The following is a 26640-nucleotide window of genomic DNA, read 5'->3' on the forward strand; positions in this document are numbered from 1 at the left end:
AGCAATGGTTGAACTAACCGTCGACGGCAACAAGGTCGAAGTGCCCGAAGGCAGCATGGTCATGCATGCCGCCCAGAAAGTCGGGCTTTACGTGCCGCATTTCTGCTACCACAAGAAACTGTCCATCGCGGCCAACTGCCGCATGTGCCTGGTTGAAGTGGAAAAAGCGCCCAAGGCGCTGCCCGCCTGCGCCACGCCCGTGACCAACGGCATGGTCGTCCACACCTGCTCCGAGAAGGCTCGCGCCGCTCAGAAGTCGGTGATGGAATTCTTGCTCATCAATCACCCGCTCGACTGCCCGATCTGCGATCAGGGCGGCGAATGCCAGTTGCAGGACCTGGCCGTGGGCTACGGCGGCTCTTCCTCGCGTTACCAGGAAGAAAAGCGCGTGGTCTTCCATAAGGACCTGGGTCCGCTGGTTTCCGCCGAGGAAATGAGCCGCTGCATCCACTGCACCCGCTGTGTGCGCTTCGGCCAGGAAATCGCCGGCGTCATGGAACTGGGCATGCTGGGCCGTGGCGAACACTCCGAGATCACGACCTTCGTCGGCCGCTCGATCGAGTCCGAACTGTCGGGCAACATGATCGACATCTGTCCGGTGGGCGCGCTGACCTCCAAGCCCTTCCGTTACAGCGCGCGCACCTGGGAACTGGCTCGCCGCCGTTCGGTCAGCCCGCACGACAGCCTGGGCGCCAACCTGGTGGTCCAGGTCAAGGGCGACCGCGTCATGCGCGTGGTTCCCTTCGAAGACGAAGCCGTCAACGAATGCTGGATCAGCGACCGCGACCGTTTCTCGTACGAAGGCCTGAACAGCGAAGACCGCCTGTCGGCCCCGATGATCAAGGGCACCGACGGCAAGTGGCAGGAAGCTTCCTGGAGCGACGCGCTTGCCGCCGTGGCCCAAGGCCTGTCCCGCGTGCGCGACAGCTTCGGCGCCGGCCAGATCGGCGCCCTGGCGTCCGAATACGCCACCACCGAGGAATACGCGCTGCTGGGCCGCCTGGTCCGTTCGCTGGGTTCCGAGAACATCGACTTCCGCCTGCGCCAGACGGATGCGGCCTTTGACGCCGCCCTGACCGGCGCGCCTTGGCTGGGCATGCCGATCGCCGAACTCGACAACCTGGACCGCGTTCTGGTGGTCGGTTCGTTCCTGCGCAAGGATCATCCGCTGATGGCGCAGCGTCTGCGTCAGGCCGCCAAGCGCGGCACCCAGATCCTGATGGTCGACAGCGCCGCTGACGATCCCCTGATGCCCATCGCTGCCCGCATTACCGTGGCGCCGTCCGAGCTGGCGCGCGCGCTCGCCGAAGTGGCAGTCGCCTTGGCCCAGGCCAAGGAACAGGCCGTGCCGGCCGAGTTCGCCTCGGTCACGCCTGGCGAAAACGCCAAGCTCATCGCCGCCAGCCTGGCTTCCGGCGCCAACACCGCCGTGCTGATGGGCAACCTGGCCGTGGCCAGCGCCCAGGCTTCGACCCTGGCCGCCAACGGCCGCGCCGTGGCGCAACTGGCCGGCGGCAAGTTCGGCTTCCTGACCTCCGGCGGCAATACCGTCGGCGGTTACCTGGCTGGCGCCATTCCGGGCAAGGGCGGCAAGAATGCCGCCGCCATGCTGGCCGAGCCGCTGAAGGCCTACGTGGTCCTGCACGCCGAACCGCTGCTGGACGCCGACAACGGCCAGCAAGCCATCGCCGCGCTGCGCGGCGCGCAGTTCGCGGTGGCCTTGACGCCTTACCGTTCGGCAGCCGCTGAATGGGCCGACGTCATGCTACCGGTGTCGCCGTTCACTGAAACCTCGGGTACCTACGTCAACGCGCAAGGCCTGGCCCAGAGCTTCAAGGGTACGGTCACGCCGTTCGGCCAGACCCGTCCGGGCTGGAAGGTCCTGCGCGTGCTGGGCAACGTCCTGCACTTGGCCGGCTTCGACGACGAGACCTCCGAGTCCGTGCGCGACGCCGCGCTGGCGGGCGGCATCGAAGGCCGCCTGTCCAACGAGATCAAGGCCCCGCTGGGCCTGGGCCAGGCCGGCACCGGCCTGGAGCGCGTCGCCGACGTGCCGATCTACCGCACCGACGCCATGGTCCGCCGTTCGGAGCCGCTGCAAGCGGCCCCGGCCTCGAAGAAGCCGGCTGCCGCCATGAACGGCCGCACGCTCACCAGCCTGGGCCTGACGGCCGGGGTCAAGGTGCGCGTGTCGGGCGCGCAGGGCGCCGTCGAACTCGAAACCGTGCAGGACGATGCCGTGGCCGACCGTGCCGTGCGCATCTCCGCAGCCTTTGAAAACACCGCAGCCCTGGGTGGCGCATTCGGTCAAATCAGCGTGGAGCGTGCCTGATGGAATGGCTTAATGTTCTTGAGAGCCAGGGTACGGCATTGCTGGGCCCGACGGTCTGGCTGGTCCTCTGGACCCTCATCAAGATTGTGGTCATCGCCGTGCCCATCATTCTGTGCGTGGCTTACCTGACCTACTGGGAACGCAAGATGATCGGCGCCATGCACGTGCGCATGGGTCCGAACCGCGTCGGCTTCAAGGGGCTGCTGCAGCCGTTCGCCGACGTGTTCAAGCTGCTGACCAAGGAAGTGGTGGTTCCGTCGCAGGCCAACAAGGTGCTGTTCATCGTGGCCCCCGTGGTCACGCTGATGCCCGCCCTGGCCGCCTGGGCGGTGGTGCCGTTCGGCCCCGACGTGGTCCTGGCCAACGTCAACGCCGGTCTGCTGTACATCATGGCCATCACGTCCATCGGCGTGTACGGCGTGATCGTGGCGGGTTGGGCGTCCAACTCCAAGTACGCCTTCCTGGGCGCGCTGCGCGCTTCGGCGCAGATGCTGTCGTATGAACTGGCCATCGGCTTCGTGCTGGTGACGGTGCTGCTGGTGTCGGGCAGCCTGAACATGTCCGAGATCGTGCATGTTCAGAACCGCGGCTGGTTTGCCGACAAGGGGCTGACGTTCATGTCGTGGAACTGGCTGCCGCTGTTGCCGCTGTTCGTGATCTACGTGATCTCGGCCGTGGCCGAAACCAACCGCCACCCGTTCGACGTGGTCGAAGGCGAATCCGAAATCGTGGCCGGCCACATGGTCGAATACTCGGGCATGGCGTTCGCGCTGTTCTTCCTGGGCGAATACGCCAACATGATTTTGCTGTCCTGCATGGCCTCGATCATGTTCCTGGGCGGCTGGGCTTCGCCGATCGACATCGCGCCGCTGACCTGGATTCCGGGTTGGATCTGGCTGGGTCTCAAGACGTTTTTCGTGGTCTCGTTGTTCGTGTGGTTCCGTGCGTCGTTCCCGCGCTACCGCTATGACCAGATCATGCGCTTGGGTTGGAAAATCTTCATCCCGCTGACCGGCGTTTGGCTGGTCGTGGTGGCGATCTGGATGCAGACGCCCTGGAACATTTGGCGCTAAGCCGCCAGGCAGAGGCAGGATATGGAAGCGATCAAGGATTTCTTCGGCAGCCTGATGCTGACCGAGTTGCTCAAGGGCATGCGCCTGACGGGCAAGTATTTCTTCAAGCGCAAGGTCACCTTGCGCTACCCCCAGGAAAAGACGCCTGCGTCGCCGCGTTTCCGCGGCCTGCACGCGCTGCGCCGCTACCCCAACGGGGAAGAGCGCTGCATCGCGTGCAAGCTGTGTGAAGCCGTGTGCCCCGCGCTGGCGATCACGATCGAGTCGGACCAGCGCGATGACGGCACCCGCCGCACCACGCGCTACGACATCGACCTGACCAAGTGCATTTTCTGCGGCTTCTGTGAGGAAAGCTGCCCCGTGGACTCCATCGTGGAAACGCATATCCACGAATACCACGGCGAAAAGCGCGGCGACCTGTATTTCACCAAAGACATGCTGCTCGCCGTGGGCGACCGCTATGAAGCCGATATCGCCCGCCGCCGGGCCGAAGACGCTCCCTACCGTTGAAGCCCAGGACCTGATCCATGACTTTTACTACTGTCCTGTTCTACATACTGGCCGCCGTGCTGGTGATCGCGGCGTTCCGCGTGATCACCGCGCGCAGCCCGGTCACCGCCGTCCTGCACCTGATCCTGGCGTTCTCCAACGCGGCCATGCTGTGGATGCTGCTGGGCGCCGAGTTCCTCGCGCTGCTGCTGGTGCTGGTGTACGTGGGCGCCGTGATGGTGCTCTTCCTCTTCGTCGTGATGATGCTGGACATCCGCATGGATGCCCTGCGCCAAGGCATGAAGACCTACCTGCCGCTGGGCCTGATCATCGGCCTGGTGATGGTGCTGGAAATGGCCTTCGTGCTGGGTTCGACCTGGTACGGCGCGGGCCCGCAAGCCCCGGTTGCCGGCGACTACAACAACGCCCGCGCGCTGGGCGAAGCCATGTACACGCAGTACGTCTACGCCATTGAAGTGGGCGCCGCGCTGCTGCTGGTGGGCATGGTCGCCGCCATCGCGCTGACCCTGCGCCGCCGCCGCGACGTGAAGTACAACGACCCGGTGGCCGCCGTCCGCGTGCGTGCGAAGGACCGTTTCCGTCTGGTGAGCATGCCCGCCCAGAGCGAGCGCGCCCAGGCGCACAACGGCACCCCGACCGCCGCCGCGCCCCAAGGAGAACAAAAATGACGCTGACGCTGGCCCACTACCTGATCCTCGGGGCGATCCTGTTCGCCATCGGGATCTTCGGCATCTTCCTGAACCGCCGCAACCTGATCATTCTCCTGATGTCCATCGAGCTGGTGCTCCTGGCCGTCAACATGAACTTCGTGGCGTTCTCCAGCTGGTTCGGCGACACCGCCGGCCAGGTGTTCGTGTTCTTCATCCTGACCGTGGCCGCCGCTGAAGCGGCGATCGGCCTGGCCATCCTGGTGCTGCTGTTCCGCAACCTGAACACGATCAACGTTGACGAACTCGATCGCCTGAAGGGCTGAACGGGGTATTGGAAGAAAATGTCTAGCTCACCCAATCTCTACTTGCTCATCGCGCTGGCTCCGCTGGCCGGGGCAATTCTCGCGGGCCTCTTCGGCACCGGGTTCCTGGGCCGTCCCATCGGCCGCCGTGCGTCGCACATGATCACCATCCTGGGCGTGCTCATCTCCACCATCGGTTCGGTGGTGGTGCTGAACGACGTGCTCAACGGCCTGCGCTTTGACGGCGCGGTCTACACCTGGAGCCTGATCGGCCAGACCAAGCTGGAAATCGGCTTCCTGATCGATCCGCTGTCGGCCATGATGATGGTCGTGGTGACTTCGGTGTCGCTGATGGTGCACATCTACACCATCGGCTACATGGCGGATGATCCCGGCTACCAGCGCTTCTTCTCCTACATCTCGCTGTTCACGTTCTCCATGCTGATGCTGGTGATGTCGAACAACATGGTGCAGCTGTTCTTCGGCTGGGAAGCGGTGGGCCTGGTGTCGTACCTGCTGATCGGCTTCTGGTACACCCGTCCCACGGCGATCTTCGCCAACATGAAGGCGTTCCTGATCAACCGCGTCGGCGACTTCGGCTTCGTGCTGGGCATCGGCCTGCTGTTCGCCTACGCTGGCACCATGCACTACGGCGAAGTCTTCGCCCAGGCCGACAAGCTGGCCACCCTGACGCTGCCCGGTTCCGACTGGATGCTGCTGACGGTCGCCTGCATCTGCCTGTTCATCGGCGCCATGGGCAAATCGGCCCAGGTTCCGCTGCACGCCTGGTTGCCCGACTCGATGGAAGGCCCGACCCCGATCTCCGCGCTGATCCACGCCGCCACCATGGTGACGGCCGGCATCTTCATGGTTGCCCGCTTCTCGCCGCTGTTCGAACTGTCCGACGTGGCGCTGTCCTTCATCATCGTGATCGGCGCCATCGGCGCGCTGTTCCTGGGCATCCTGGGCATCATCCAGAACGACATCAAGCGCGTGGTCGCGTACTCCACGCTGTCGCAGCTGGGCTACATGACGGTCGCGCTGGGCGCGTCGGCCTATTCGGTCGCGATCTTCCACCTGATGACGCACGCGTTCTTCAAGGCGCTGCTGTTCCTGGGCGCGGGCTCCGTCATCATCGGCATGCACCATGACCAGGACATCCGCAACATGGGCGGCCTGCGCAAGTACATGCCCATCACCTGGATCACCTTCCTGCTGGGCACGCTGGCCCTGGTCGGCACGCCGTTCTTCTCGGGCTTCTACTCGAAGGAACACATCATCGAGGCCGCCGGCGCCGCGAACGTCTGGGGCGCGAACTTCGCGTACTACTCGACGCTGATCGGCGTGTTCGTGACCTCGCTGTACTCGTTCCGCGTGTACTTCCTGGTCTTCCACGGCAAGGAACGCTTCGATACCACCGGTCATGGCCACGGCCACGATGATCATCACGCAGCCGACGTCGACCACGAGCCGGACGGCCATGGCCATCATGGCACGCCTCACGAGTCGCCCTGGGTGGTCACGCTGCCGCTGGTGCTGCTGGCGATCCCGTCGGTCATCATCGGCGCCCTGGTGGTCGACCCGATGCTGTTCGGCAAGTTCTTCGACGGCGTCATCAAGGTCCTGCCGCAGCATCCGGCGATGCACGAGCTGCACGAAGAGTGGCACGGTTGGGTGGCCTTCGGCCTGCACGCCTTCCAGACGGTTCCGTTCTGGCTGGTCGTGGCTGGCGCCGTCACCGCCTGGTACTGCTACCTGATCAATCCCAAGGTTCCGGCCAAGATCAAGTCCAGCCTGTCCGGCATCAACAAGGTGCTTGAGAACAAGTACTACGTGGATTGGGTCAACGAGCAGATCATCGCCCGCGGCCTGCGCTGCCTGGGCCGTGGCCTGTGGCAGACCGGCGACCGCGGCATCATCGATGGCCTGTTGATCAACGGCAGCGCCCGTGTGGTGGGCTGGGTGGCAGCGGTCAGCCGTCACCTGCAGTCCGGCTTCATCTATCACTACGCGTTCGCGATGATCATCGGCATCATGGCGCTGGTGACTTTCTTTGTGCTGATTCCCCAATGATGGCAAGCGAGATGGCATCCAACACTTTCCCCTGGCTCACGCTTGCGATCTTTGTCCCGATCGTATTCGGCCTGCTGGTGCTGGCGGTGGGCCGTGACGACCGTCCCGGCCTGACGCGCGGCCTGTCGCTCGTCGGCGCAATCGCCGGTTTCCTCGTCACTATCCCGCTCTACACCGGTTTCGACTCCACCACGGCCAAGATGCAGTTCGTGGAGAAGACCTCCTGGATCGAGGCTTTCAACGTCAACTACCACCTGGGTATCGACGGCATCTCGATGTGGTTCGTGCTGCTGACGGCCTTCATCACCATCATCGTGGTGCTGGCCGGCTGGGAAGTCATCACCAGCCGCGTCGCCCAGTACATGGCCGCCTTCCTGATCCTGTCGGGTCTGATGGTGGGCGTGTTCTGCGCGCTGGACGGCATGCTGTTCTACGTGTTCTTCGAAGCCACGCTGATCCCGATGTACATCATCATCGGCGTCTGGGGCGGCCCGAACCGCGTTTACGCAGCGTTCAAGTTCTTCCTGTACACGCTGATGGGCTCGCTGCTGACGCTGGTCGCCTTCGTGTACCTGTGGAACGTGTCGGGCGGTTCGTTCGACATCCTGACCTGGCAGCAGACCAAGCTGGGCTACACCCCGCAGATCCTGATCTTCGTGGCCTTGCTGGCGGCCTTCGCCGTCAAGGTGCCGATGTGGCCGGTCCACACGTGGTTGCCCGACGCCCACGTCGAAGCCCCCACGGGCGGCTCCATCGTGCTGGCCGCGATCATGCTGAAGCTGGGCGCGTACGGCTTCCTGCGCTTCTCGCTGCCGATCGCTCCTGACGCCTCGCACAGCCTGGCCGGCATGATGATCACGCTGTCGCTGATTGCCGTGATCTACATCGGCCTGGTCGCTATCGTCCAGGACGACATGAAGAAGCTGGTGGCCTATTCGTCGGTGGCCCACATGGGCTTCGTGACGCTGGGCTTCTTCATCTTCAACACGGCCGGCGTCGAAGGCGCCATCGTGCAGATGATTTCGCACGGCTTCGTGTCGGGCGCCATGTTCATGTGTATTGGCGTGCTCTATGACCGCATGCACTCGCGCCGCATCGCCGATTACGGCGGCGTGGTCAACGTCATGCCGCGTTTCGCCACCTTCTTCATCCTGTTCTCGATGGCCAACAGCGGCCTGCCGGCCACCAGCGGTTTCGTCGGCGAGTTCATGGTGATCATGGGCGCGGTCGAGCACAACTTCTGGATCGGCCTGCTGGCGGCTACCGCCCTGATCCTGGGCGCTTCGTATTCGCTGTGGATGGTCAAGCGCGTGGTCCTGGGCGACGTCGCCAACGACCACGTGCGCGAGCTGACCGATATCAACCGCCGCGAGTTTGTGATTCTTGGCGTGATGGCGATCGCCGTGTTGTACATGGGGATCTATCCCAAGCCCTTTACCGACGTGATGCACGTTTCGGTGGAGGCCCTGCTGCAACACGTTGCCGTCTCGAAACTGTAAGACAAGACAATGATGCAATCCCAAATCGATTTCGCCCTGGCGACACCGGAAATCCTCCTGCTGGTTTTCGGCCTGGCTATCCTGCTCGTCGACGCGGTCAGCAATCACCCCGAGCGCAAGCCGACGTTCTTGCTGACCATGCTTGCATTGGGCGTGCTGACCGTCGTGTCGGCCCTGCAATGGAAGAACGGCGTTGTTGGTTCGACCTTCAACGGCCTGTACGTCACCGACGAACTGTCGCATCTGCTCAAGATCGCGTCCTATATCGCTGTCGCCGCGACGCTTGTGTACGGCCGTGTCTACGCGCAAGTACGTGACATGATGCGGGGCGGCGAACTCTACGTCCTGACGCTGTTCGCGCTGCTGGGCCAGATGGTCATGATCTCCTCCGGGAACCTGATCTCCATCTACCTGGGTCTGGAACTGATGTCGCTGGCGCTCTACGCGCTGATCGCGCTGCGCCGCGACGATGTCGTCGCCACCGAAGCCGCCATGAAGTACTTCGTGCTGGGCGCGCTGGCTTCGGGCTTCCTGCTGTACGGCATGTCGATGATCTACGGCGCCACGGGCCACCTGGATCTGGCCGAAGTGTCCAAGGTCATCGCCGCGGGCAAGGCCGAGAAGCTGGCCCTGGTGTTCGGCATCGTGTTCCTGGTGTCGGGTCTGGCGTTCAAGCTCGGCGCCGTGCCGTTCCACATGTGGGTTCCCGACGTCTACCAGGGTTCGCCCACCGCCGTGACGCTGATCCTGGGCGCCGCGCCCAAGCTGGCTGCCTTCGCCATCACGCTGCGCCTGCTGGTCGACGGCCTGCACGGCTTGGCCGCCGACTGGCAGCCGATGCTGATGATCCTGGCGGTGCTGTCGCTGGCCATCGGTAACCTGACCGCCATCGCGCAGACCAACTTCAAGCGCATGCTGGCCTACTCGACCATCTCGCACATGGGCTTCGTGCTGCTGGGCCTGATGTCGGGTTCGGTCGCGGGCAAGCCGGAACTGTCGTCCGCCGCCTACGGCGCCTCGCTGTTCTACATGCTGACCTACGTGCTGACCACGCTGGCCAGCTTCGGCATCGTGCTGCTGCTGTCGCGCCAGGGCTTCGAGTGCGAGCACATCGACGACCTGAAGGGCCTGAACCGCCGCAGCCCGTGGCACGCCGCCATCGTCCTGCTGCTGATGTTCTCGCTGGCCGGCATTCCGCCGCTGGTGGGCTTCTACGCCAAGCTGGCCGTGTTGCAGGCGCTGATCAGCGCCGGCCACGTGACGCTGGCCGTGATCGCGGTGCTGTTCTCGCTGATCGGCGCGTTCTACTACCTGCGCGTGGTCAAGGTCGTGTACTTCGACGAGCCGGCCGCCGATGCCGCCCCGATGGTCGCCACCTGCGGCCAGCGCGGCGTGCTGTCGGTCAACGGCGCGCTGATCCTGATCCTGGGCATCCTGCCGGGCGGCCTGATGGCCCTGTGCGTGCAGGCCATCCGCAGCTCGCTCAGCCTGTAAGCGGAAAACGGGGCCATGAACCAGACTCTGGCGGTATGGCTGTTGATCGCGCTGGCCCTGGTCAGCGCGAATCTCCCGTTCCTGACGGAGCGGGTCTTTGCCGTCATGCCCTGGAAACAGGGCGGGGTGGCTGCGGTCAAGCCGTTCTGGATGCGCCTGATCGAAGTGCTGGTGTTCTACGCCATCGTCGGCGCCTTGGGTTTCGCGTTCGAATCGACCCTGGGCAACCGCTTTTCCCAGACTTGGGAGTTCTACGCGATCACCTTGAGCCTGTATCTGGTGCTGGCTTATCCGGGGTTCGTGTACCGTTATCTGTTCAAGCGGCATCCCCGGCTGCGCGCCTGAAGGCAGTCCGGAAGCTTGAAGAACGCCCCTTTGGGGCGTTTTTTTTACGGGCACACGCAAGTGCCTGCTAGCGTAATCGAAGCTCCCTGACGGTCCTGCTGGCCCTTGCTTGGGCATGCGGAGCGGGGGACCTCCAGCGCTGCCGTTCAGGGAATTTGTCCGAGAGCGCGAGTGTGGCGCGGCCTGGGGATAACCCGCCTATGGTGTTGTTTTTTCATCTTTTAGATGAGTTTGGGTCTTTCATTCAGGTTTCATTCAGGCCCTGAGTTCAGAATCGCAAACGTTAAAAAAACAAGAATCGTTGCTATTCACATTCGGAGAAGCTGGTTTGAAGCCCCAAGATACGTATTCGCTGAATACGCTCACGACCTCCCTGGCCGCCGCTATTGCGGTCCCCGCGCTGTTTATCAGCCCTTACGCCGCCGCCCAATCCGCGGATTCGGGCGTGACGCAACTTGCGCCCGTGCGCGTGGAGGGTGAGGGGTCGTCGTACCAGACCTCTACGGCACAGTCGCCCAAGTTCACGGCGCCTTTGCTGGACACTCCGCGCACCGTCCAAGTCGTGCCCAAGCAAGTGATCCAGGACCAGGCTGCGTCCACGCTGCAGGATGTGCTGCGCAACTCCCCCGGCATCACGTTCGGCGCGGGCGAAGGCGGCCGGCCGGGCGGCGACCTGCCCATCATCCGCGGCCAGAACTCCGCCGGCAGCATTTTCCTGGACGGCATCCGCGACTCCAGCACGCAGGTGCGCGATACCTTCAACCTGGAACAGGTCGAAGTCATCAAGGGGCCGGACTCGGTCTATTCCGGCCGCGGCGGCGCGGGCGGCAGCATCAACATGGTCAGCAAGACGCCCAAGGCCACCGACTTCACTGAAGCCACGGCGCAGATCGGCACGGACAACAACTACCGCGCGACGATCGACAGCAACTGGCGCCTGGCCGACAAGGCCGCTTTCCGCCTGAATGTCATGGGCAACAAGGGCGACGCGCCCGGCCGTGACGACGCGGTGGACTTCGAGCGTTGGGGCGTGGCGCCGTCGCTGACGCTGGGCGTGGGTACGCCGACCCGCATCACGCTGAGCTACTACCACTACCAAGACGACAGCATGCCGGATTACTCCATCCCGTATGACCCGAAGACGGGCCAGCCGGTGACGGAGACCATGGGTGTAAGCCGCAAGAGCTTCTACGGGCTGACCGGCCGCGACTTCATGAAGACGCGCGACGACGTGGCGACCGTGGATTTCCAGCACGACTTCTCGGACAAGCTGCAGCTGCGCAACGTCACCCGTTATGGCCGCGGCACGACCGACTTTGCCGCTACCAACCCTGACGACAGCAAGGGCAACATCCCGAACGGCTTGGTGTACCGGGCGCTCAAGTCGGGCTACTACGTCACCAAGAGCTTTGCCAACCAGACCAACCTGACCGGCGAATTCGATACCGGTAGCCTGAAGCACTCGTTCGACCTGGGCTTCGAGTACAGCAACATCAAGCAGGACAAGGACAGCTACACCGAGTCGGGCGTTCCTGCCGGAACCAGCGGTTGCGTGACCGGCACGGCGAACGGCAAGAATACCTACGCCAACCCGGCGCTCTGCGCCTCGTTGTGGGATCCGGATCCGGGTACCTACTACCCTGGCCATCTGCAACGCAACAACAATCCGGCTCGCTACAACACGGATACGGTCGCGCTCTACGGCTTCGACACGATCAAGTTCAACGAGCAATGGCAGGCCAGCCTGGGCCTGCGCTGGGATAACTACCGCACCAGCGGCAGCAACATCGCCAAGGGCCGCAACGACCCGGCCAGCACGCCGGCGTTCTACAGCACCAGCCGCGAGGACAATCTCTTCAACTACCAGGTCGGCCTGGCCTACAAGCCGGCGCCCAATGGCACGATCTACGCCACCTACGGCACCTCTTCCACGCCGTCGGCCATCGCCTCCAGCGCGATCAGCGACGCCGTGTCGGTCACGAGCCAGTCGCTCGAGCCGGAAAAGAGCCGCACGGTGGAACTGGGCACGAAGTGGCAGGTGTTCGATGACCGCCTGACGCTGTCGGCGGCGGCCTTCCAGGACATCCGCAAGAACACCAGCGTCGCCGTTTCGGCCACCGAGACCGCGCAGGTCGGCGAAGCCAAGGTGCGCGGCATCGAACTGGGCTTCTCGGGCAGCATCACGCCCAAGTGGAACGTGTTCGGCGGCTACACCTTCATGAACAGCGAGATGACCAAGGGCGCCTACAACAGCGGCGCCGTGGGCCAGGACTTGCCCAACACCCCGCGCAATGCCTTCAGCCTGTGGACCACCTACAAGGTGCTGCCCAAGCTGACGGTCGGTGGCGGCGCGTACTACGTGGACAAGGTGTACGGCAACTCGGACGCGACCAAGAACGCGGACGGCACCCCCAAGGCGCGCTGGGTGCCTTCCTACTGGCGCTTCGACGCCATGGCGGCGTACGAATTCAACGACCACATGTCGGCGCAGTTGAACGTGCTGAACATTTTCGACGAAACGTATTACACCAAGGCCTATGCCGCGCACTACGCGGCGCTGGGCACGGGCCGGGCTGCGCTGCTCTCGCTGCGCGTGCGGTACTGATACCTTGCTGCAATGAAGAAAGCCACCGCGAGGTGGCTTTTTTCATGTCTGGGTCCGGGGCTGGCGCCCGGTGTGGTCTGATCAGCTTTCGAACCAGTTCAGCACCCCATCCAACCCAGACACATTGAGCGCGTAGCGCGTCTGTTGACGGACCAGCGGCTTGGCGTGGTAGGCGACCGGGAAGCCGGCGATGCCCAGCATCTTCAGGTCGTTGGCGCCGTCGCCCATGGCGATGATCTGTTCCTGGGAGGCGCCGTGCTGGCGGGCGAACTCGCGCAGATGGGCTTCCTTGGCGTCGGCGTCCAGGATGTCGCCCAAGACTTTGCCGGTCAGCACGCCGTTGGCGATTTCCAGGGTGTTGGCGTGCGCGCTGTCGAGGTTCAGGCGTTGGCGCAGGCGTTCGGTGAAGAAAGTGAAGCCGCCAGAGACCAGCAGCACCTTGATGCCGGCCGCCTGGGCCGTGGTGATCAGGCGTTCGGCGCCGGGGTTCAGACGCAGTTTGTCCGCATAGACCTGTTCCAGCGCATCGGCCGGCACGCCTTCGAGCAGGGCGACGCGGCGGCGCAGGCTTTCCGAGAAGTCCTTGATCTCGCCGCGCATGGCGGCTTCGGTGATTTCGGAGACCTTGTCCTTCAGGCCCGCGACGCCGGCGATCTCGTCGATGCATTCGATGTTGATCAGCGTGGAATCCATGTCCATGGCCAACACCTTGCAGCTCGACAGCTTCAGGCCCGCGGGCAGGAAGGCAGAGTCGACGCCGTGGCGCTCGGCCCAGCCGACGACTTCGGCGCGGGTGGCATCGTCGTGCTGCACGTCGAGCAGGCGGGCGGCGGTGGCGCTGATGCGGGCCACGCCCTGCGCCTGGGCCAGGGCCGCCAGCTGTTCCGCGTGTTCCACGGTCAGGCCGGGGGATTGGACGACAAGGTGATGGGTAGTCATAAAAATCAGTGTGGTTGGACGGTTACTTCAGGGCGCGCAGCACGGCGCGGACGGCGTCGGCGCGGGCCGGGATCTGCGCGGCCTTGATCTCAACCCGCAATTTATCCTGTCCCGCCAGTTTGATGTGGCGTTGGCGCTGCACCAGTTCGATGATCTTGGCCGGATCGACCGAGGTCTTGGGGCCGAATTGCAGCAGCGCCTGGGTTTCGCTGGCGTCGATCTTGACGATGCCCAGGGGCTGGGCGGCCAGGCGCAAGCGGTGCGTGGCCAGCAGCGTCTGCGCGGCTTCGGGCAGCTTGCCGAAGCGGTCGATCAGTTCTTCCTGGATGTGGATCAGGTCGTCTTCGTCCGCGGCGTGCGCCAGGCGCTTGTAGATGCCCAGGCGGGCGTGGACATCGGCGCAATAGTCGGACGGCAGCAGCGCCGGGGCGTGCAGGTTGACTTCGCAGGCCAGGTTGAAGGGGGCATCCAGGTCGGGCTCTTCGCCGGCGCGCAGTGCGCGGACGGCTTCGTTGAGCATCTCGTTGTACATCGAGAAACCCACTTCCTGGATGTTGCCCGACTGCGAATCCCCCAGCACCTCGCCCGTGCCCCGGATCTCCAGGTCGTGCATGGCCAGGTAGAAGCCGGAGCCCAGCTCTTCCATGGCCTGGATGGCTTCCAGGCGCTTCTTGGCGTTGTTGGTGATGGCGTCTTCGCCCGGCGTCAGCAAGTAGGCATAGGCCTGGTGATGGGAGCGCCCGACCCGGCCGCGCAACTGGTGCAGCTGGGCCAGCCCGAAGCGGTCCGCCCGGTGGATCACGATGGTGTTGGCGCTGGGCACGTCGATGCCGGTTTCGATGATGGTGGTGCACAACAGCACGTTGTAGCGCTGCTGATAGAAGCCCTTCATCACCTGTTCCAGCTCGCGCTCGGGCATCTGGCCGTGCGCCACCGCGATGCGGGCCTCGGGCACCAGTTCTTCCAGTCGGGCGCGGCGGTTGTGGATGGTCTCGACTTCGTTGTGCAGGAAGTAGCACTGGCCGCCGCGCTTGAGTTCGCGCAAGAGCGCTTCGCGCAGGGTGCTGCCGTCTTCGCGCCGCACGAAAGTCTTGATGGCCAGGCGCTTCTGCGGCGCGGTGGCGATGACGGAGAAGTCGCGTATGCCTTCCAGCGACATGCCCAGCGTGCGCGGGATGGGCGTGGCGGTCAGGGTCAGCACGTCGACCTCGGCCCGCAGCGCCTTCAGCGCTTCCTTCTGGCGCACGCCGAAGCGGTGTTCCTCGTCGATGATGACCAGGCCCAGGCGCTTGAACTTCACGTCCTTGGACAGGATCTTGTGGGTGCCGATGACGATGTCCACGCGGCCGTCGTTGATGCCTTCGACGGCGGCGGACACTTCCTTGGCCGAGCGGAAGCGCGACAGCTCCACCACCTTCACGGGCCAGTCGGCGAAGCGGTCGGAGAAGGTCTGGGCGTGCTGCTCGGCCAGCAGCGTGGTGGGGCAGAGCAGGGCGACCTGCTTGCCGTTGGCCACGGCCAGGAAGGCGGCGCGCAGGGCGACCTCGGTCTTGCCGAAGCCCACGTCGCCGCAGACCAGGCGGTCCATGGGGCGGCCGGAGGTCATGTCGGCGATGACGGCTTCGATGGCGGCGGCCTGGTCGACCGTTTCCTCGAAGCCGAAGCCTTCGGCGAAAGCCTGGTAGTCGTTGAGCGGCAGATTGAAGGCGTAGCCCTCGCGCGCGGCGCGCTGGGCATACAGGGCCAGCAGTTCGGCCGCGGTGTCGCGGACCTGGCGGGCGGCCTTGCGGCGCGCCTTGTCCCATTGGCCGGAGCCCAGCTGGTGCAGGGGCGCGGCCTCCGGATCGGCGCCGCTGTAGCGGGCGATCACGTGCAGCTGCGACACCGGCACGTACAGGGTGCTGCCGTTGGCGTATTCGAGATGGAGGAATTCCATCCCGCCTTCGCCCATGTCCATGTTGACCAGGCCGTGGTAGCGGCCGATGCCGTGCTGCGCATGAACCACGGGGTCGCCCGCGCGCAGCTCGGACAGGTCGCGCACCATGGCTTCGACGTTGCTGGCGCGTTCCTGGTCGCGCTTGCCGCGGCGGCCGGTGGTGGCCAGGCCGGGGTACAGGTCGTTTTCGGTGAGGAAGGCCAGATTGGCCTGGGGCAGTCCGAAGCCGGTGGACAGCGGCGCGGCGACGATGCCGAAATGGGCGTCCGAGGCCAGGAAGGCTTCGATGCTGTCGGGCTGCGCGTCCGGGGTGACGCCGAACTCGTTCAGCATCTGCACCAGGGTCTCGCGCCGGCCGGCGGAGTCGGCGCACAGCAGCACGCGCGTCTGGCCGCCTTGCACCAGCGCGCGCAGCTTGGCGATGGGATCCTCGGAGCGGCGCGCCACGCTCACGTCGGGCGCGGCGCGGAAGTCGGGGTGCGGCTGGCCGGCAGTGAGCGACAGCCGGCGGAAGTCCTTCAGCCGGGCGTAGAGCGTCTCGTTGTCCAGGAACAGCTCGGACGGCGGCAGCACCGGCCGTTCGCGGTCGCTTTTCAGGAAGCCGTAGCGGCTCGAAGTGTCCTGGTTGAAGCGCTGGATGGCGTCGTCGATGTCGCCCACGGTGACGGTGACCGTGCCTTGTGTCAGGTAGTCGAACAGGGTCGCCGTTTCTTCGAAGAAGAGCGGCAGGTAGTACTCGACGCCGGCGAACGGGATGCCGTTGCCGATGTCCTTGTAGGGCAGGGCGCGCGACGGATCGCCCTCGAAGACCTCGCGGAAGCGCGCCCGGAAACGGTTGCGCGCGTCCTCGTCCATGGGGAACTCGCGGCCGGGCAGGAGCTGCACTTCGCGCACCGGATACAGGCTGCGCTGCGTGTCCACATCGAAGCTGCGGATGGTCTCGATTTCGTCGTCGAACAGGTCCAGGCGGTAGGGCACTACCGAACCCATGGGGAACAGGTCGATCAGTCCGCCGCGCAGGCAGAACTCGCCCGGCGCGGTCACCTGAGTGACATGGTTGTAGTTGGCCAGCGTCAACTGGGCGCGCAGTGCGGCTTCGTTGAGCTTGTCCTTCTGCTTGAAGGAAAAGGTGTAGGCCGCCAGGAACGAGGGCGGCGCCAGCCGGTACAGCGCTGTGGTAACCGGCACCGTCAGCACGTCCACCGACTTCGTCATCAGTGAGTGCAGTGTGTGCAGGCGCTCCGAAATCAGGTCCTGGTGCGGCGAGAAAGCGTCGTAGGGCAGCGTTTCCCAGTCGGGCAACTGGCGCACCCGCAGGTCCGGGGCGAACAGCTGGATTTCCTCGGCCAGACGCTGGGCCTCGACGGGCTCGGCCGTCAGGATCACCAGCGGCGCCGACGCTTGCCGCGCCAGGTCCGCCAGCAGCCAGGCGTCGCCGGAGCCCGGCGGGCGCGGCTGGGCATAGCGCGCGCCGGCCTTCAGCGCGGACAGGGTAGGGGCCGTCGCGGGGACGGGAGGCGCGGCTGGGGCGGAGGTAGAGGGGGCGGGCATCAGGCTGGAAGCAGGCATCAAGCGGAAGATTATAAAATCACCGCACCATGTCTGCCTCTCTCATTGCAATCGTGCCCGCTGCGGGCGTAGGGGCCCGCGCCAGCCGGCCCGGGCATGAAACCGTGCCCAAGCAATACCGTCCGCTGGCCGGACAGCCCATGCTGCGCCACGCGGTATGTGCGCTGCTGGCCGACGAGCGCATCTCGCAGGTGCGCGTGGCCGTGACGCCCGGCGACGGCTGGGTGGATGCGGCCCTGGCCGGCCTGCCGCGCACCGTGTGGCGAGCCTGCGGTGGGGCGACCCGCGCGGATACCGTGGCCGGCGCGCTGGCCGACAGCGGCGTGGCCGACGACGCCTGGGTGCTGGTGCACGACGCCGCGCGCCCCGGCTTGCCGATGGCTGCCCTGGGCCGGCTGATCGACGCCTGCCTGGCTGATCCCGTGGGCGGCCTGTTGGCGCTGCCCGTGGCGGACACCGTCAAGGGCGGCCATGAGCGCGTAGAGCGCACGTTGGACCGCAATGGCCTGTGGCTGGCGCAGACCCCGCAGATGTTCCGAGCCGGCGTGCTGCGCGATGCGCTGACGGCAGCTTCCGTGAGCGGCGCGGCGGTCACCGACGAGGCCTCGGCCATCGAGGCCGCCGGCTACGCACCACTGCTGGTGCCCGGCGCCATGCGCAATTTCAAGGTGACATGGCCGGACGATTTCGAACTGATGGAAAAATGGCTATGAGTATTCCTTTCCGCGTCGGCCAGGGTTTCGACGTGCATGCGCTGGTCGAGGGCCGTCCGCTGATCATCGGCGGCGTCACGATTCCCCACTCGCATGGCCTGCTTGGGCATTCGGATGCGGACGTGCTGCTGCACGCCATTACCGATGCGTTGCTGGGCGCCGCCGGCCTGGGCGACATCGGCCGCCACTTTCCGGATACCGATCCGGCCTTCAAGGGCGCAGACAGCCGCGTGCTGCTGCGCGAGGCCATGGCGCGCGTGCGCGCCGCGGGCTGGGAACCGGTGAACATCGACGCCACGCTGCACGCGCAGGCGCCCAAGATCGGTCCGCACGCGCCGGCCATGGTGAAGAACATCGCCGCCGACACCGGCCTGGCCGAAACCGAGGTCAACATCAAGGCCAAGACCAATGAGGGCCTGGGCTACCTGGGCCGCAAGGAAGGCATTGCGGCGACGGTAGTGGCCTTGCTGGCGCGCGCGGCTTCCTAGTTTGCGCGAGGGCTCCGCGCAACACGACCGAAGGCGCTTTTCCGCTGCTCATTTAGTTTGGATACATCTTTAACAAATGAATAAGCGGGTCGAATTGATCTGGCATATTCTGCGCTACTTCAATTCGACTACTGAGACATTCGGATGCATTTACGTGGCATCGCCCTGGCTTCCATCTTCAGCGCGGTAAGCCTGCCCGCGCATGCGCAGTACGAGCAGCAGCTGGGCCCGCTGGCCGGCGCGGTCAAGCAGCAGATGCTGGAGGGCTGGACCGCTGGCGTGCAGGATGGCTGGTTCACCCTGCACAATGCGAACAAGGCCGACAGCGAACAGACCCTGTACATGAATGTCGGGCCGGCGCCGGAATCGGGCCGGGTGACCGACGTCAATGTGGTCGTCAAGTCTCCGAATCCGAAAGCGTCCATCGGTGTGGCGCTGAGCAACCGCGCCAACAAGAGCCTGTGCCTGCTCGAACTCACGGCCGACAAGAACACGCTGCTGTTCTGTCTGCAGGGCCAGAATCGCCGCGACATCGCGTCGCTGCCCAACATAGCGAAGCTGGACGGTACCGACCGCATCAGAGTGGTCGAACTGCCCGGCGCGGCCCGTTTCATCGTGAACGGCCAGCAGATCGGCGATGTCAGCAATGAGCCCGCCACGGGCGCCGAGTTGGGCATCATGGCCTACGACGTAGGCACCTTCGGCGTTGCCGACTTCAAGGTCACGATGACCGGCGGCCAATCCGGCGCGGCGCCGGCGGCCGGCACCTTGCCCGCGCGCGGCGGCAACGCAGGCGGGGGCACGGCGCAAAAACCCCAGGCGCCGGCTCCGGCCGCTGGACAGGGCGGCGGCGACTACAACCCGGCCTTGCCGGGGGAAGGCCCCTATCCGCGTTTTGGCGGCGACACCATGCGCATCGTGTCGGTGTACATCGGCATCATGCGCAGCATCTTCATGCACGAGTTCGGGCACGCGCTGATCGGCGAGCTGGAGCTGCCCTCGACGGGGGCGGAAGAGGACGCGGTCGACATCTACTCGGCGCTGCAGATCGTCGAGCCGACCATGTATCCGTCGGACAACAAGGAAGTGAACACGATGGCGCAGGACGCGGCGAAGTACGCGGCCTTGCAGTGGTACTACAGCGGCAAAGTGGCCGAACGCAGGGGGGCCGACGCCTCCTCGGCCTGGCAAGACGAGCACACTGGCGACCTGAAGCGCTTTCGCAACATGCTCTGCATCATGTACGGCGGCAACCCTGCCGTGTTCGAGTCCATTGCCAAACACGTCGGGCTGGAGGACCGGACCCGGGCGCGTTGCGCGGATGAATTCAACAAGCAGAATCGCGCCTGGAACAAGATCCTGGCGCCTCACACACGCGTGGGCACCTGGACGCCCGAAGGCCAGCAGCCGGCGAATGCGCCCGGTGCGCCGGTGAAGGTGGTGTTCCAGCCGTCCAAGCGCAAGATCGGCAACTTGTTTGCGAATAATCTGTCCGAAGCGATCTCGAACAACATCAAGCTGCTGGGCGAACGCTACGTGCTGCCGCGCCCGATCAACGTGGTGTTCAAGGACTGTGGCCAGCTCAATGCCTGGTACAGCCCGCGCGAAGGCTCGATCACCATGTGCTATGAGCTGATCGAAAACATCGCGGTGATGATTTCCGACATCGAGATGGGCACCGTGGGCGGCGAGGTCGCGGCCCAGGGCGGCGGCGCCCCAGGCTCGGCCGCGCCGCGTCAGCAGCCAGCGGCGGCGCCGGGGCAGGGCCTGCCTGCCAGCGCCATCGACGAACTGAAAGACTTTGGCGTGCCTGCCACGACCATGCTGTTCACCGCGCCGTACAAGGGTCCGACGCCTAACAAGATCTACCGCGCCCAGGTGATCACGACCGCCGATCTGGTCGGGATGATCAAGAAGGACAAGAACCTCCTGATCGTCGACACCAGCGGGCTGCGCGACACGGTGCCCATCGGCTATCCGCTGGCGGATGCGGGTTCGGATGGCAGCGTCACGGATCACCTGCAACAAGGCTTCGACGCTTGGCTGTTGAAGAACAACGGCGGCGATCGCAAGGCGCCCGTCGTGATCCTGGGCGCGGGCATGAACGATCGTTCCGCCTACAACGCGGCGCTGCGCGCCGGCACGCTGGGCTGGACCGTGTACTGGTACCGCGGCGGCGTCGAGGCCTGGGCCGCGAACGGCCTGCCCACCACGTCGAGCATGCCGAAGAAATAAGCGATCGACGGTCCTGCATAACAAAAACCCGCCTGCGCATGTATCGCAGGCGGGTTTTTTATTGCGCGAGGCTGTTTACTTGCCTTGGGCCGCCAGCGCCAGGGCGGCGGCGTTGACCACGGCGGCGATGCGGCCGGCGTCACGCAGCTGTTCGGTCGACAGGCCGTCGTTCTTCAGGTTCTCGTAGTGCGAAGCCACGCAGAAATGGCACTTGCCGATGATGGAGGCCACCAGCGCGAACAGCTCAAAGCGCTTCTTGTCCACGCCGCCGTGGGTGGCGTAGGCGTTCATGCGCAGCTGGGCCGGCAGGCTCTTCAATTGGGCGTCGCCGGTCATTTCGACGTAGGGATACCAGGTGTTGTTCATGCCCATGAGGGCCGAGGCCGTCAGCGCGGCGTTGGCGTCGCCTTCCGACAGGCCGCTCTTGAAGGCTTCGACCAGCACCGGGCTGCGCGCGGCGTAGGCGGCGGACAGGGCGGCGCCGACGGCATCTTCGGGAGCCAGGGTCGAACGGGCGATCACGGCGTCCAGATTCAGGCGGATATCCTTGGCCCAATCCGGCAGTTGTTCCTTAATGGTCGTAAGAAATTCCATAGCTTTTACCTATAATCTAGAGCAGTTAAAGCCCAGCGCAGGACCCGCTAGCGGGTCCCGGGCCGGGCTGGAAATTACAGCGTAGCGCCGCCAACCGTACGGTTGCACGGGCACAGCTCGTCGGTTTGCAGACCGTCGAGCAGACGCAGAACTTCTTCCGGGTTACGGCCGACGTTCAGGTTGTTCACCGAAACGTGCTGGATCGTGTTGTCCGGATCAACGATGAAGGTGGCGCGCAGGGCAACGCCAGCACCCTTTTCACGCACGCCCAGCTGGTCGATCAGGGCGCCGGTGGTGTCGCCGAATTGGTAGTGACCCAGCTTGTTCAGGTCCGGGTGCTCACGGCGCCAAGCCAGCTTGACGAATTCGTTGTCGCTCGAACCGCCCAGCAGGACGGCGTCGCGGTCTTCGAAATCCTTGGCCAGCTTGTTGAAGCCGACGATTTCGGTCGGGCAAACAAACGTGAAGTCTTTCGGGTAGAAGTAGATGACCTTCCACTTGCCGGGGAACGAGCTTTCGGTGATGTCTTCAAACGCCGACACGCCGTTTTCTTCGTGCTGGTTGAAGCCGGGCTTGACGCCGGTGACCTTGAAGGGCTCGAGTTTGTCGCCAACAGTTTTCATGTTTACTCCCAGTTGTTGGTGGAATTAAGGCTGTGCCTCAAACCATAAATTCTACGCTATGGATTATCGTTGTCTAATTGATAATTCCTAAACTTCGCTTTGGGCAACTCTATCCTTGCGGTCAGGCCGCCGCCTTCGCGGGGCAGCATCCGCAGTGAGCCGCCCACGTGCTTGAGCAGGCGTTCGACGATGGCCAGGCCCAGTCCCGCGCCGCTGACGCCGGTGCGTGCCGCCTCGCCGCGCGAGAACGGCCGCAGCAGGCGATCGACGTCCTCGGGGGCGATGCCGGGACCGCGGTCGGATACCTCGATCGCGATCATGGAGCCTTCAGCTTGCAGTGTCATGACGAGATGCGCCATGCCGTCGCTGGAACGGCCGTAGCGGCGGGCGTTCTCGATCAGATTGCTGACCACGCGCTTGAGGTCCAGCGCCGTGATGCGGGCGCGCAGGCCAGGTTCAAGCGTGGCGTCCAGCTCTCCGCCCAGCGATGCGGTATGGCTGCGTTCACGTTCGTAGAGTTCCGCCAGCACCGCGGAGATGTCCGTGGCCAGTTGCGGCAGCGTGCCGGCGGGGCGCGCGTACTCCATCAATTGGCCGATGCTGTGGTCGATCTGGCCCAGATCTTCGTCGATGGCCTGGCGGGCGTCCTCGGACACCCCGCTCAGCTCGATTTCCAGCCGCATGCGCGCCAGCGGCGTGCGCAGATCGTGCGAGATCCCCGCCAGCATCAGTTCGCGGTCGGCCTCGGCCTGCCTCAGGTCCTTGGCCATGCGGTTGAACGAGGCGTTCAGGTCGCGGATCTCCAGCGGCCCCTGTTCCGGCAGGGGCGCGGGGTTTTCGCCCCGCGACAGCACCTGGGCGGCCCGGGCCAGCCGCGACAGCGGCCGGTTGACGAAGCCCACGCTGACCGCGGCTCCCACCAGGGACAGCAGCAGCGCCGTGGCGCCCCAGCCCAGCCATTCGATCCCGCCCGTGAGGCCGATCTGCTCGCGCTCGAACACCAGCCAGTAGAGGTCTTTTTCTATCTGGAAACTGACCCAGAAGCCGGGCACCTGGTTGACGCCCCAGGCGATCTGCGTTTCCGGGCCGAAGCGCGTGCGGATGTGCTGGGCAACGCGTTGCCAGTAATCGTCGTCGGGGAGAGCTTCGGCGAAGTCGGTGACCTCGCGCGGATAGACCTGGATGCCTTCGTTGGTGGCCAGGTCCAGCAGGAGCTTGCTGCGTTCGTCGTTATGCGAATAGATCAGCGCGGTGCGCGTGATATTGACGGCCGTGATCACCCGCTGCGCCATTTGATTGGCGCGCGGTCCCAGCTCCATGCTGAAAAATACTTGTAGCCACGCGCCCAGGGAGACGAGCATCAGCGCGGCGAGCAACAGGAACGTGCGGCCGAACAAGCCGAGCCGCAAACGTGATGTCAGGTTCCTGAAGGTTCTGCGCAAGCGGGGCACGAGGCTGCGCTCCTGCCCGGGGCGGGCGAGTCGGTCAGCTACCACCGTCCGGCACAAACACGTATCCGAGACCCCAGACGGTCTGGATGAATACGGGCTTGGACGGGTTCGGCTCGATCAGCTTGCGCAGGCGCGAGATTTGCACGTCCAGGCTGCGATCGAAGGCTTCGTATTCGCGGCCGCGCGCCAGTTCCATGAGCTTGTCGCGCGACAGCGGGATCTTGGGATGGCGGGCGAACACCTTCAGCACCGAGAATTCGCCGGTGGTGATCGGCACCTGTTCGCCGTTGCGCGTGAGCGTGCGGGTGGACAGGTTCAGCGTGTAGGGGCCGAAGGCGATGGATTCGTTTTCCTGGCTGGGGGCGCCGGGATGTTCCTCGGTGCCGCGGCGGCGCAGGATCGCGTTGATCCGCGCCAGCAGTTCCCGGGGATTGAACGGTTTGGACAGGTAATCGTCCGCGCCCATTTCCAGGCCGACGATGCGGTCGATTTCTTCCGCCTTGGCCGTCAGCATGATGATGGGGGTATTGTCGTGACCACCGCGCAGCCGGCGACAGATGGACAGGCCATCTTCCCCGGGCAGCATCAGATCCAGCACGAGCAGGTCGAAATGCTCGCGTTGCCAGAGTTTGCCCATCTCTTTGGCGTCTTCGGCAACGAAAACGTTGAATCCCTGCTCGGATAAATACCGACGCAGCAAATCGCGCAAGCGCGGATCATCGTCGACGACGAGGATTTTTCGGGTGGGAGTGGTGTTTTGCGTATTCATGGCCGGAAATGTAACAGTGGCGAGAACCAGCGGCTAGTGGGCGTTCACAAGATATTACACATTGCGAACCATGGTTGAAATCCCCCCGGCATCAGCCTGATAACCGGGGGCGGACTCACGGTATTTCGTACAATCTGCATCTATGGAACTAAACCTGCTGGCTTTGGAAACCTCTTCGTCCCGTTGCGGCGTGGCCCTGTTGCGGGCGGTCGATGGCCGCCTGGAGGTCAGCGTCAGGGAGCATGAAGGTTCCCAGGAGCACGCGGAACGGCTCTTGCCCATGGCCAACGAGCTGCTGGCGGAGTCCGGACTGGCGCCTGCCGCCTTGCATGCGGTGGCTTTTGGCCAGGGTCCGGGCGGATTCACCGGCCTGCGGGTGGCCTGCGGAGTGGCTCAAGGCATGGGCCTGGGCCTGGGCATCCCGGTACTTCCCATTGTCTCTCATCAGGCGGTCGCCGCACAGGTGGAGGCGACGCCGGCGGATGCGATCGTGGTGGCGCTGGATGCCCGCATGAACGAAGTCTATCTGGCCGTCTACCGCCAGGCGGGCGTTGCGGACGGTGAAATCTCGTGGGAAGTCCTGCAGGCGCCCCTGCTTATCGCCGCGGCCGAAGTCGTGCCCTGGACTGCCCATCATCTGCCGGCCTGGTCGGCCGCTGCGGGCCAGCCGCTGGAACTGCTGCTGGCTGGCGACGCATGGGATGCCTACGCGTCCGACATGGAGCATCCCGCAGAGTGGCGCCGCGCGGACAGCGCGCGGCGGCCGGAAGCGGCTAGCGTCGCCCGCCTGGCGCGGCAGGGCTGGATGCGGGGCGAGGCCGTGGCGCCCGAGCTGGCCGCGCCGCTCTATGTGCGCGACAAGGTGGCGTTCACCACCGCCGAGCGCATGCGCGGGGAGGGCGGCAATCCCAAGGCCCAGCCGTCGTTGGCGCCCTGGGTGCCCCAGCCGATGACCGATGCCGATCTGGACGAGGTCGTGGCGCTGGAGGCGCACGTGCAGGCCTTTCCCTGGACCCGCGGCAATTTCGCTGATGCCCTGGCGGCCGGCTATGGCGCCTGGGTGCTGCGGCGCGAAGGCAAGCTGGCGGGGTTCTGCGTCCTCATGTTCGCGCCCGACGTGGCGCACCTGCTGGTGATCGCCGTGGCTAAGCCGCTGCACCGCCAGGGCCTGGGCGGCGTGCTGCTCGGCTGGTGCGAGCAGCAGGCGCGTGAACGCGGCATGGAGGGCGTGCTGTTGGAAGTGCGCCCCTCCAACGAGTCGGCCATCAATTTCTACAAGCGGCACGGGTATTTGCAGATCGGCGTGCGGCGGGGCTATTACCCGGCCGAAAAAGGCGGCAGGGAAGACGCCCTGGTCATGCAGAAGCGTTTCGCGACGGACGGAGCGGCGGCATGAGCCAGCCCACAGCAGCGTCGCCATCGGCCGCGCCTCGCGTCAACCCGCTGCAGCGCATCTGGCTGCGCGAGATCGGCATGGAGCGGCTGTGGCTGCGCCCGGCGCCCGCGCCCAGTCGGCCCGCAGTTGAACCGCAAGTCCCTGTTTCCAAGGAAGTTTTGACGGAAGGTGCGCAGGCGCCCGCGGTCGGCTCGCCGCCGCTTGCGCCGCCATCCGCTGAGGCACCAATGCCGGCAGCAGTTGCACCGGCCGCCGCGGCGCCAGTTTCTGAAGCGCCGGCTCCCGCAGCATCGGCTCCAGCCGCGCCTGCTTCCGGCCGTCCCGGCATACCGGCTTCGATCCTGAACCGCAGCGGCCCGCCGCCGCGTCCTGTGCCCAAGGCGGCGGAGGAGGCTGCGCCCCCGCCACCGGTACCCGTGGCCGAAGCGATCCGCAATGCCACGCTGGAAGAAATGCACGAACAGGTCGTCGCCTGCGCTGCCTGTGGCCTGTGCAAGGGCCGCCGCAACGCGGTCTTCGGCCATGGCGGCCAGCCCACGCGCTGGCTGGTGGTGGGCGAGGCGCCGGGCGAACAAGAGGACCGACAAGGGCAGCCCTTCGTGGGCCGCTCGGGCCAGTTGCTGGACGCCATGCTGTCGTCGGTGTCCATGAGCCGCGAGCGCGACGTGTTCATTACCAACGTCATCAAGTGCCGCCCGCCCGGCAACCGTAATCCCAAGCCGGAGGAAATCGCGGCTTGCAGCCCCTACCTGATGCGCCAGATCGCGCTGCTCAAGCCTGAGCGGATCCTGGTGCTGGGCCGTTTCGCCGCCCAGACGCTGCTGGGCACGGACGCCACGATAGGCAGCTTGCGCGGGCGCATCCATCAGTTGAAGACGGACGAGGGTGTGGAGATTCCGGTGGTCGTCAGCTACCACCCGGCCTATTTGCTGCGTAGTCCCAGCGAGAAGGCGCGCGCCTGGCAGGATCTGCGCCTGACGGTGGCGCGGCTGGGCTGAGCCCGGCGCACTGAAAGGCGGGCAACGAAAAACCGGGCCTCGGCCC

At 65.1% G+C, this 26640-nt stretch carries 21 protein-coding genes; 15 read left to right on the forward strand and 6 right to left on the reverse strand.

What is annotated here, in order from left to right:
- Nucleotides 1-4 precede the first annotated feature (4 nt).
- The 10 genes from nuoG to AXYL_RS07320 all read left to right on the forward strand — a co-directional run bounded on the left by nuoG (nt 5) and on the right by AXYL_RS07320 (nt 12883).
- On the forward strand, nt 5-2332 hold the full coding sequence (gene nuoG, locus AXYL_RS07275) for an NADH-quinone oxidoreductase subunit NuoG (protein ID WP_013392147.1): 2328 nt from the start codon (nt 5-7) through the stop codon (nt 2330-2332).
- Nucleotides 2332-3405 carry an NADH-quinone oxidoreductase subunit NuoH gene (nuoH, locus tag AXYL_RS07280; RefSeq protein ID WP_013392148.1) on the forward strand — a complete coding sequence of 358 codons (1074 nt, stop codon included), beginning with the start codon at nt 2332-2334 and terminating at the stop codon, nt 3403-3405. Before nuoG ends, nuoH begins: the two co-directional genes overlap by 1 nt.
- Nucleotides 3406-3426: 21 nt before the next feature.
- Nucleotides 3427-3915 carry an NADH-quinone oxidoreductase subunit NuoI gene (gene nuoI, locus AXYL_RS07285; RefSeq protein ID WP_008161196.1) on the forward strand — a complete coding sequence of 163 codons (489 nt, stop codon included), beginning with the start codon at nt 3427-3429 and terminating at the stop codon, nt 3913-3915.
- Between the two features lie 17 nt (nt 3916-3932).
- Nucleotides 3933-4583 carry an NADH-quinone oxidoreductase subunit J gene (locus tag AXYL_RS07290; protein WP_013392149.1) on the forward strand — a complete coding sequence of 217 codons (651 nt, stop codon included), beginning with the start codon at nt 3933-3935 and terminating at the stop codon, nt 4581-4583.
- Nucleotides 4580-4888: an NADH-quinone oxidoreductase subunit NuoK gene (gene nuoK, locus AXYL_RS07295; RefSeq protein WP_006217969.1), complete on the forward strand. Its 309-nt coding sequence runs from the start codon at nt 4580-4582 to the stop codon at nt 4886-4888. The genes AXYL_RS07290 and nuoK overlap by 4 nt, the downstream gene beginning before the upstream one ends.
- Nucleotides 4889-4906: 18 nt before the next feature.
- On the forward strand, nt 4907-6940 hold the full coding sequence (gene nuoL / locus AXYL_RS07300) for an NADH-quinone oxidoreductase subunit L (protein ID WP_013392150.1): 2034 nt from the start codon (nt 4907-4909) through the stop codon (nt 6938-6940).
- Nucleotides 6937-8439: an NADH-quinone oxidoreductase subunit M gene (locus AXYL_RS07305; RefSeq protein WP_013392151.1), complete on the forward strand. Its 1503-nt coding sequence runs from the start codon at nt 6937-6939 to the stop codon at nt 8437-8439. Before nuoL ends, AXYL_RS07305 begins: the two co-directional genes overlap by 4 nt.
- A 9-nt stretch (nt 8440-8448) precedes the next feature.
- Nucleotides 8449-9933 carry an NADH-quinone oxidoreductase subunit NuoN gene (gene nuoN / locus AXYL_RS07310; protein ID WP_013392152.1) on the forward strand — a complete coding sequence of 495 codons (1485 nt, stop codon included), beginning with the start codon at nt 8449-8451 and terminating at the stop codon, nt 9931-9933.
- Between the two features lie 15 nt (nt 9934-9948).
- The gene (locus tag AXYL_RS07315) at nt 9949-10278 is read left to right on the forward strand and encodes a DUF2818 family protein (protein WP_013392153.1); all 330 of its coding nucleotides are present in this window, start codon (nt 9949-9951) and stop codon (nt 10276-10278) included.
- A 328-nt stretch (nt 10279-10606) separates the two neighbouring features.
- The gene (locus AXYL_RS07320; RefSeq protein ID WP_013392154.1) at nt 10607-12883 is read left to right on the forward strand and encodes a TonB-dependent receptor; all 2277 of its coding nucleotides are present in this window, start codon (nt 10607-10609) and stop codon (nt 12881-12883) included.
- An 81-nt stretch (nt 12884-12964) separates the two neighbouring features.
- On the opposite strand, the gene serB is transcribed toward AXYL_RS07320, so the two are convergent.
- Together serB and mfd are read right to left on the reverse strand one after the other, a co-directional pair.
- Entirely contained in the window at nt 12965-13822 is an 858-nt protein-coding gene (gene serB, locus AXYL_RS07325; RefSeq protein WP_013392155.1) for a phosphoserine phosphatase SerB, read from the reverse strand.
- 22 nt (nt 13823-13844) lie between these two features.
- Complete coding sequence (gene mfd, locus AXYL_RS07330; RefSeq protein WP_041652672.1) at nt 13845-17327, reverse strand: transcription-repair coupling factor; 3483 nt, start codon at nt 17325-17327, stop codon at nt 13845-13847.
- Nucleotides 17328-17356: 29 nt separating this feature from the next.
- Here mfd and ispD point away from each other — a divergent pair, with 29 nt between their 5' ends.
- The 3 genes from ispD (at nt 17357) to AXYL_RS07345 (ending at nt 20763) form a co-directional block, all read left to right on the forward strand.
- Entirely contained in the window at nt 17357-18040 is a 684-nt protein-coding gene (gene ispD / locus AXYL_RS07335) for a 2-C-methyl-D-erythritol 4-phosphate cytidylyltransferase (RefSeq protein WP_013392157.1), read from the forward strand.
- A complete protein-coding gene (ispF, locus tag AXYL_RS07340) occupies nt 18037-18528 on the forward strand; it encodes a 2-C-methyl-D-erythritol 2,4-cyclodiphosphate synthase (RefSeq protein WP_013392158.1) in 492 nt (163 codons plus the stop codon). The genes ispD and ispF overlap by 4 nt, the downstream gene beginning before the upstream one ends.
- Nucleotides 18529-18672: 144 nt before the next feature.
- Complete coding sequence (locus AXYL_RS07345) at nt 18673-20763, forward strand: DUF4344 domain-containing metallopeptidase (protein ID WP_013392159.1); 2091 nt, start codon at nt 18673-18675, stop codon at nt 20761-20763.
- Nucleotides 20764-20838: 75 nt separating this feature from the next.
- Here the strand turns inward: AXYL_RS07345 and AXYL_RS07350 are convergent, their stop codons facing one another.
- The 4 genes from AXYL_RS07350 to ompR form a co-directional block, all read right to left on the reverse strand.
- Nucleotides 20839-21357, reverse strand: a complete 519-nt coding sequence (locus AXYL_RS07350; RefSeq protein WP_013392160.1) for a carboxymuconolactone decarboxylase family protein — start codon at nt 21355-21357, stop codon at nt 20839-20841.
- 74 nt (nt 21358-21431) lie between these two features.
- The gene (locus AXYL_RS07355) at nt 21432-21980 is read right to left on the reverse strand and encodes a peroxiredoxin (RefSeq protein WP_006389231.1); all 549 of its coding nucleotides are present in this window, start codon (nt 21978-21980) and stop codon (nt 21432-21434) included.
- Between the two features lie 56 nt (nt 21981-22036).
- Nucleotides 22037-23431: an ATP-binding protein gene (locus AXYL_RS07360; RefSeq protein WP_013392161.1), complete on the reverse strand. Its 1395-nt coding sequence runs from the start codon at nt 23429-23431 to the stop codon at nt 22037-22039.
- A gap of 34 nt (nt 23432-23465) precedes the next feature.
- On the reverse strand, nt 23466-24200 hold the full coding sequence (ompR, locus tag AXYL_RS07365) for a two-component system response regulator OmpR (RefSeq protein ID WP_013392162.1): 735 nt from the start codon (nt 24198-24200) through the stop codon (nt 23466-23468).
- A gap of 142 nt (nt 24201-24342) precedes the next feature.
- Here ompR and AXYL_RS07370 point away from each other — a divergent pair, with 142 nt between their 5' ends.
- Nucleotides 24343-25596, forward strand: a complete 1254-nt coding sequence (locus AXYL_RS07370; protein WP_013392163.1) for a bifunctional tRNA (adenosine(37)-N6)-threonylcarbamoyltransferase complex dimerization subunit type 1 TsaB/ribosomal protein alanine acetyltransferase RimI — start codon at nt 24343-24345, stop codon at nt 25594-25596.
- On the forward strand, nt 25593-26594 hold the full coding sequence (locus tag AXYL_RS07375) for a uracil-DNA glycosylase (protein ID WP_013392164.1): 1002 nt from the start codon (nt 25593-25595) through the stop codon (nt 26592-26594). Before AXYL_RS07370 ends, AXYL_RS07375 begins: the two co-directional genes overlap by 4 nt.
- Nucleotides 26595-26640: the final 46 nt, after the last annotated feature.

Source organism: Achromobacter xylosoxidans A8 (assembly GCF_000165835.1).
In the GTDB taxonomy this organism is placed as follows: Bacteria; Pseudomonadota; Gammaproteobacteria; order Burkholderiales; family Burkholderiaceae_B; genus Achromobacter; species Achromobacter xylosoxidans_B.

Bases quoted from the DNA above. Each gene is read 5' to 3' on its own strand.
- nuoG (WP_013392147.1), top strand. From the start codon at position 5: ATGGTTGAACTAACCGTCGACGGCAACAAGGTCGAAGTGCCCGAAGGC.
- nuoH (WP_013392148.1), top strand. From the start codon at position 2,332: ATGGAATGGCTTAATGTTCTTGAGAGCCAGGGTACGGCATTGCTGGGC.
- nuoI (WP_008161196.1), top strand. From the start codon at position 3,427: ATGGAAGCGATCAAGGATTTCTTCGGCAGCCTGATGCTGACCGAGTTG.
- AXYL_RS07290 (WP_013392149.1), top strand. From the start codon at position 3,933: ATGACTTTTACTACTGTCCTGTTCTACATACTGGCCGCCGTGCTGGTG.
- nuoK (WP_006217969.1), top strand. From the start codon at position 4,580: ATGACGCTGACGCTGGCCCACTACCTGATCCTCGGGGCGATCCTGTTC.
- nuoL (WP_013392150.1), top strand. From the start codon at position 4,907: ATGTCTAGCTCACCCAATCTCTACTTGCTCATCGCGCTGGCTCCGCTG.
- AXYL_RS07305 (WP_013392151.1), top strand. From the start codon at position 6,937: ATGATGGCAAGCGAGATGGCATCCAACACTTTCCCCTGGCTCACGCTT.
- nuoN (WP_013392152.1), top strand. From the start codon at position 8,449: ATGATGCAATCCCAAATCGATTTCGCCCTGGCGACACCGGAAATCCTC.
- AXYL_RS07315 (WP_013392153.1), top strand. From the start codon at position 9,949: ATGAACCAGACTCTGGCGGTATGGCTGTTGATCGCGCTGGCCCTGGTC.
- serB (WP_013392155.1), bottom strand. From the start codon at position 13,822: ATGACTACCCATCACCTTGTCGTCCAATCCCCCGGCCTGACCGTGGAA.
- mfd (WP_041652672.1), bottom strand. From the start codon at position 17,327: ATGCCTGCTTCCAGCCTGATGCCCGCCCCCTCTACCTCCGCCCCAGCC.
- ispD (WP_013392157.1), top strand. From the start codon at position 17,357: ATGTCTGCCTCTCTCATTGCAATCGTGCCCGCTGCGGGCGTAGGGGCC.
- ispF (WP_013392158.1), top strand. From the start codon at position 18,037: ATGAGTATTCCTTTCCGCGTCGGCCAGGGTTTCGACGTGCATGCGCTG.
- AXYL_RS07345 (WP_013392159.1), top strand. From the start codon at position 18,673: ATGCATTTACGTGGCATCGCCCTGGCTTCCATCTTCAGCGCGGTAAGC.
- AXYL_RS07350 (WP_013392160.1), bottom strand. From the start codon at position 21,357: ATGGAATTTCTTACGACCATTAAGGAACAACTGCCGGATTGGGCCAAG.
- AXYL_RS07355 (WP_006389231.1), bottom strand. From the start codon at position 21,980: ATGAAAACTGTTGGCGACAAACTCGAGCCCTTCAAGGTCACCGGCGTC.
- ompR (WP_013392162.1), bottom strand. From the start codon at position 24,200: ATGAATACGCAAAACACCACTCCCACCCGAAAAATCCTCGTCGTCGAC.
- AXYL_RS07370 (WP_013392163.1), top strand. From the start codon at position 24,343: ATGGAACTAAACCTGCTGGCTTTGGAAACCTCTTCGTCCCGTTGCGGC.
- AXYL_RS07375 (WP_013392164.1), top strand. From the start codon at position 25,593: ATGAGCCAGCCCACAGCAGCGTCGCCATCGGCCGCGCCTCGCGTCAAC.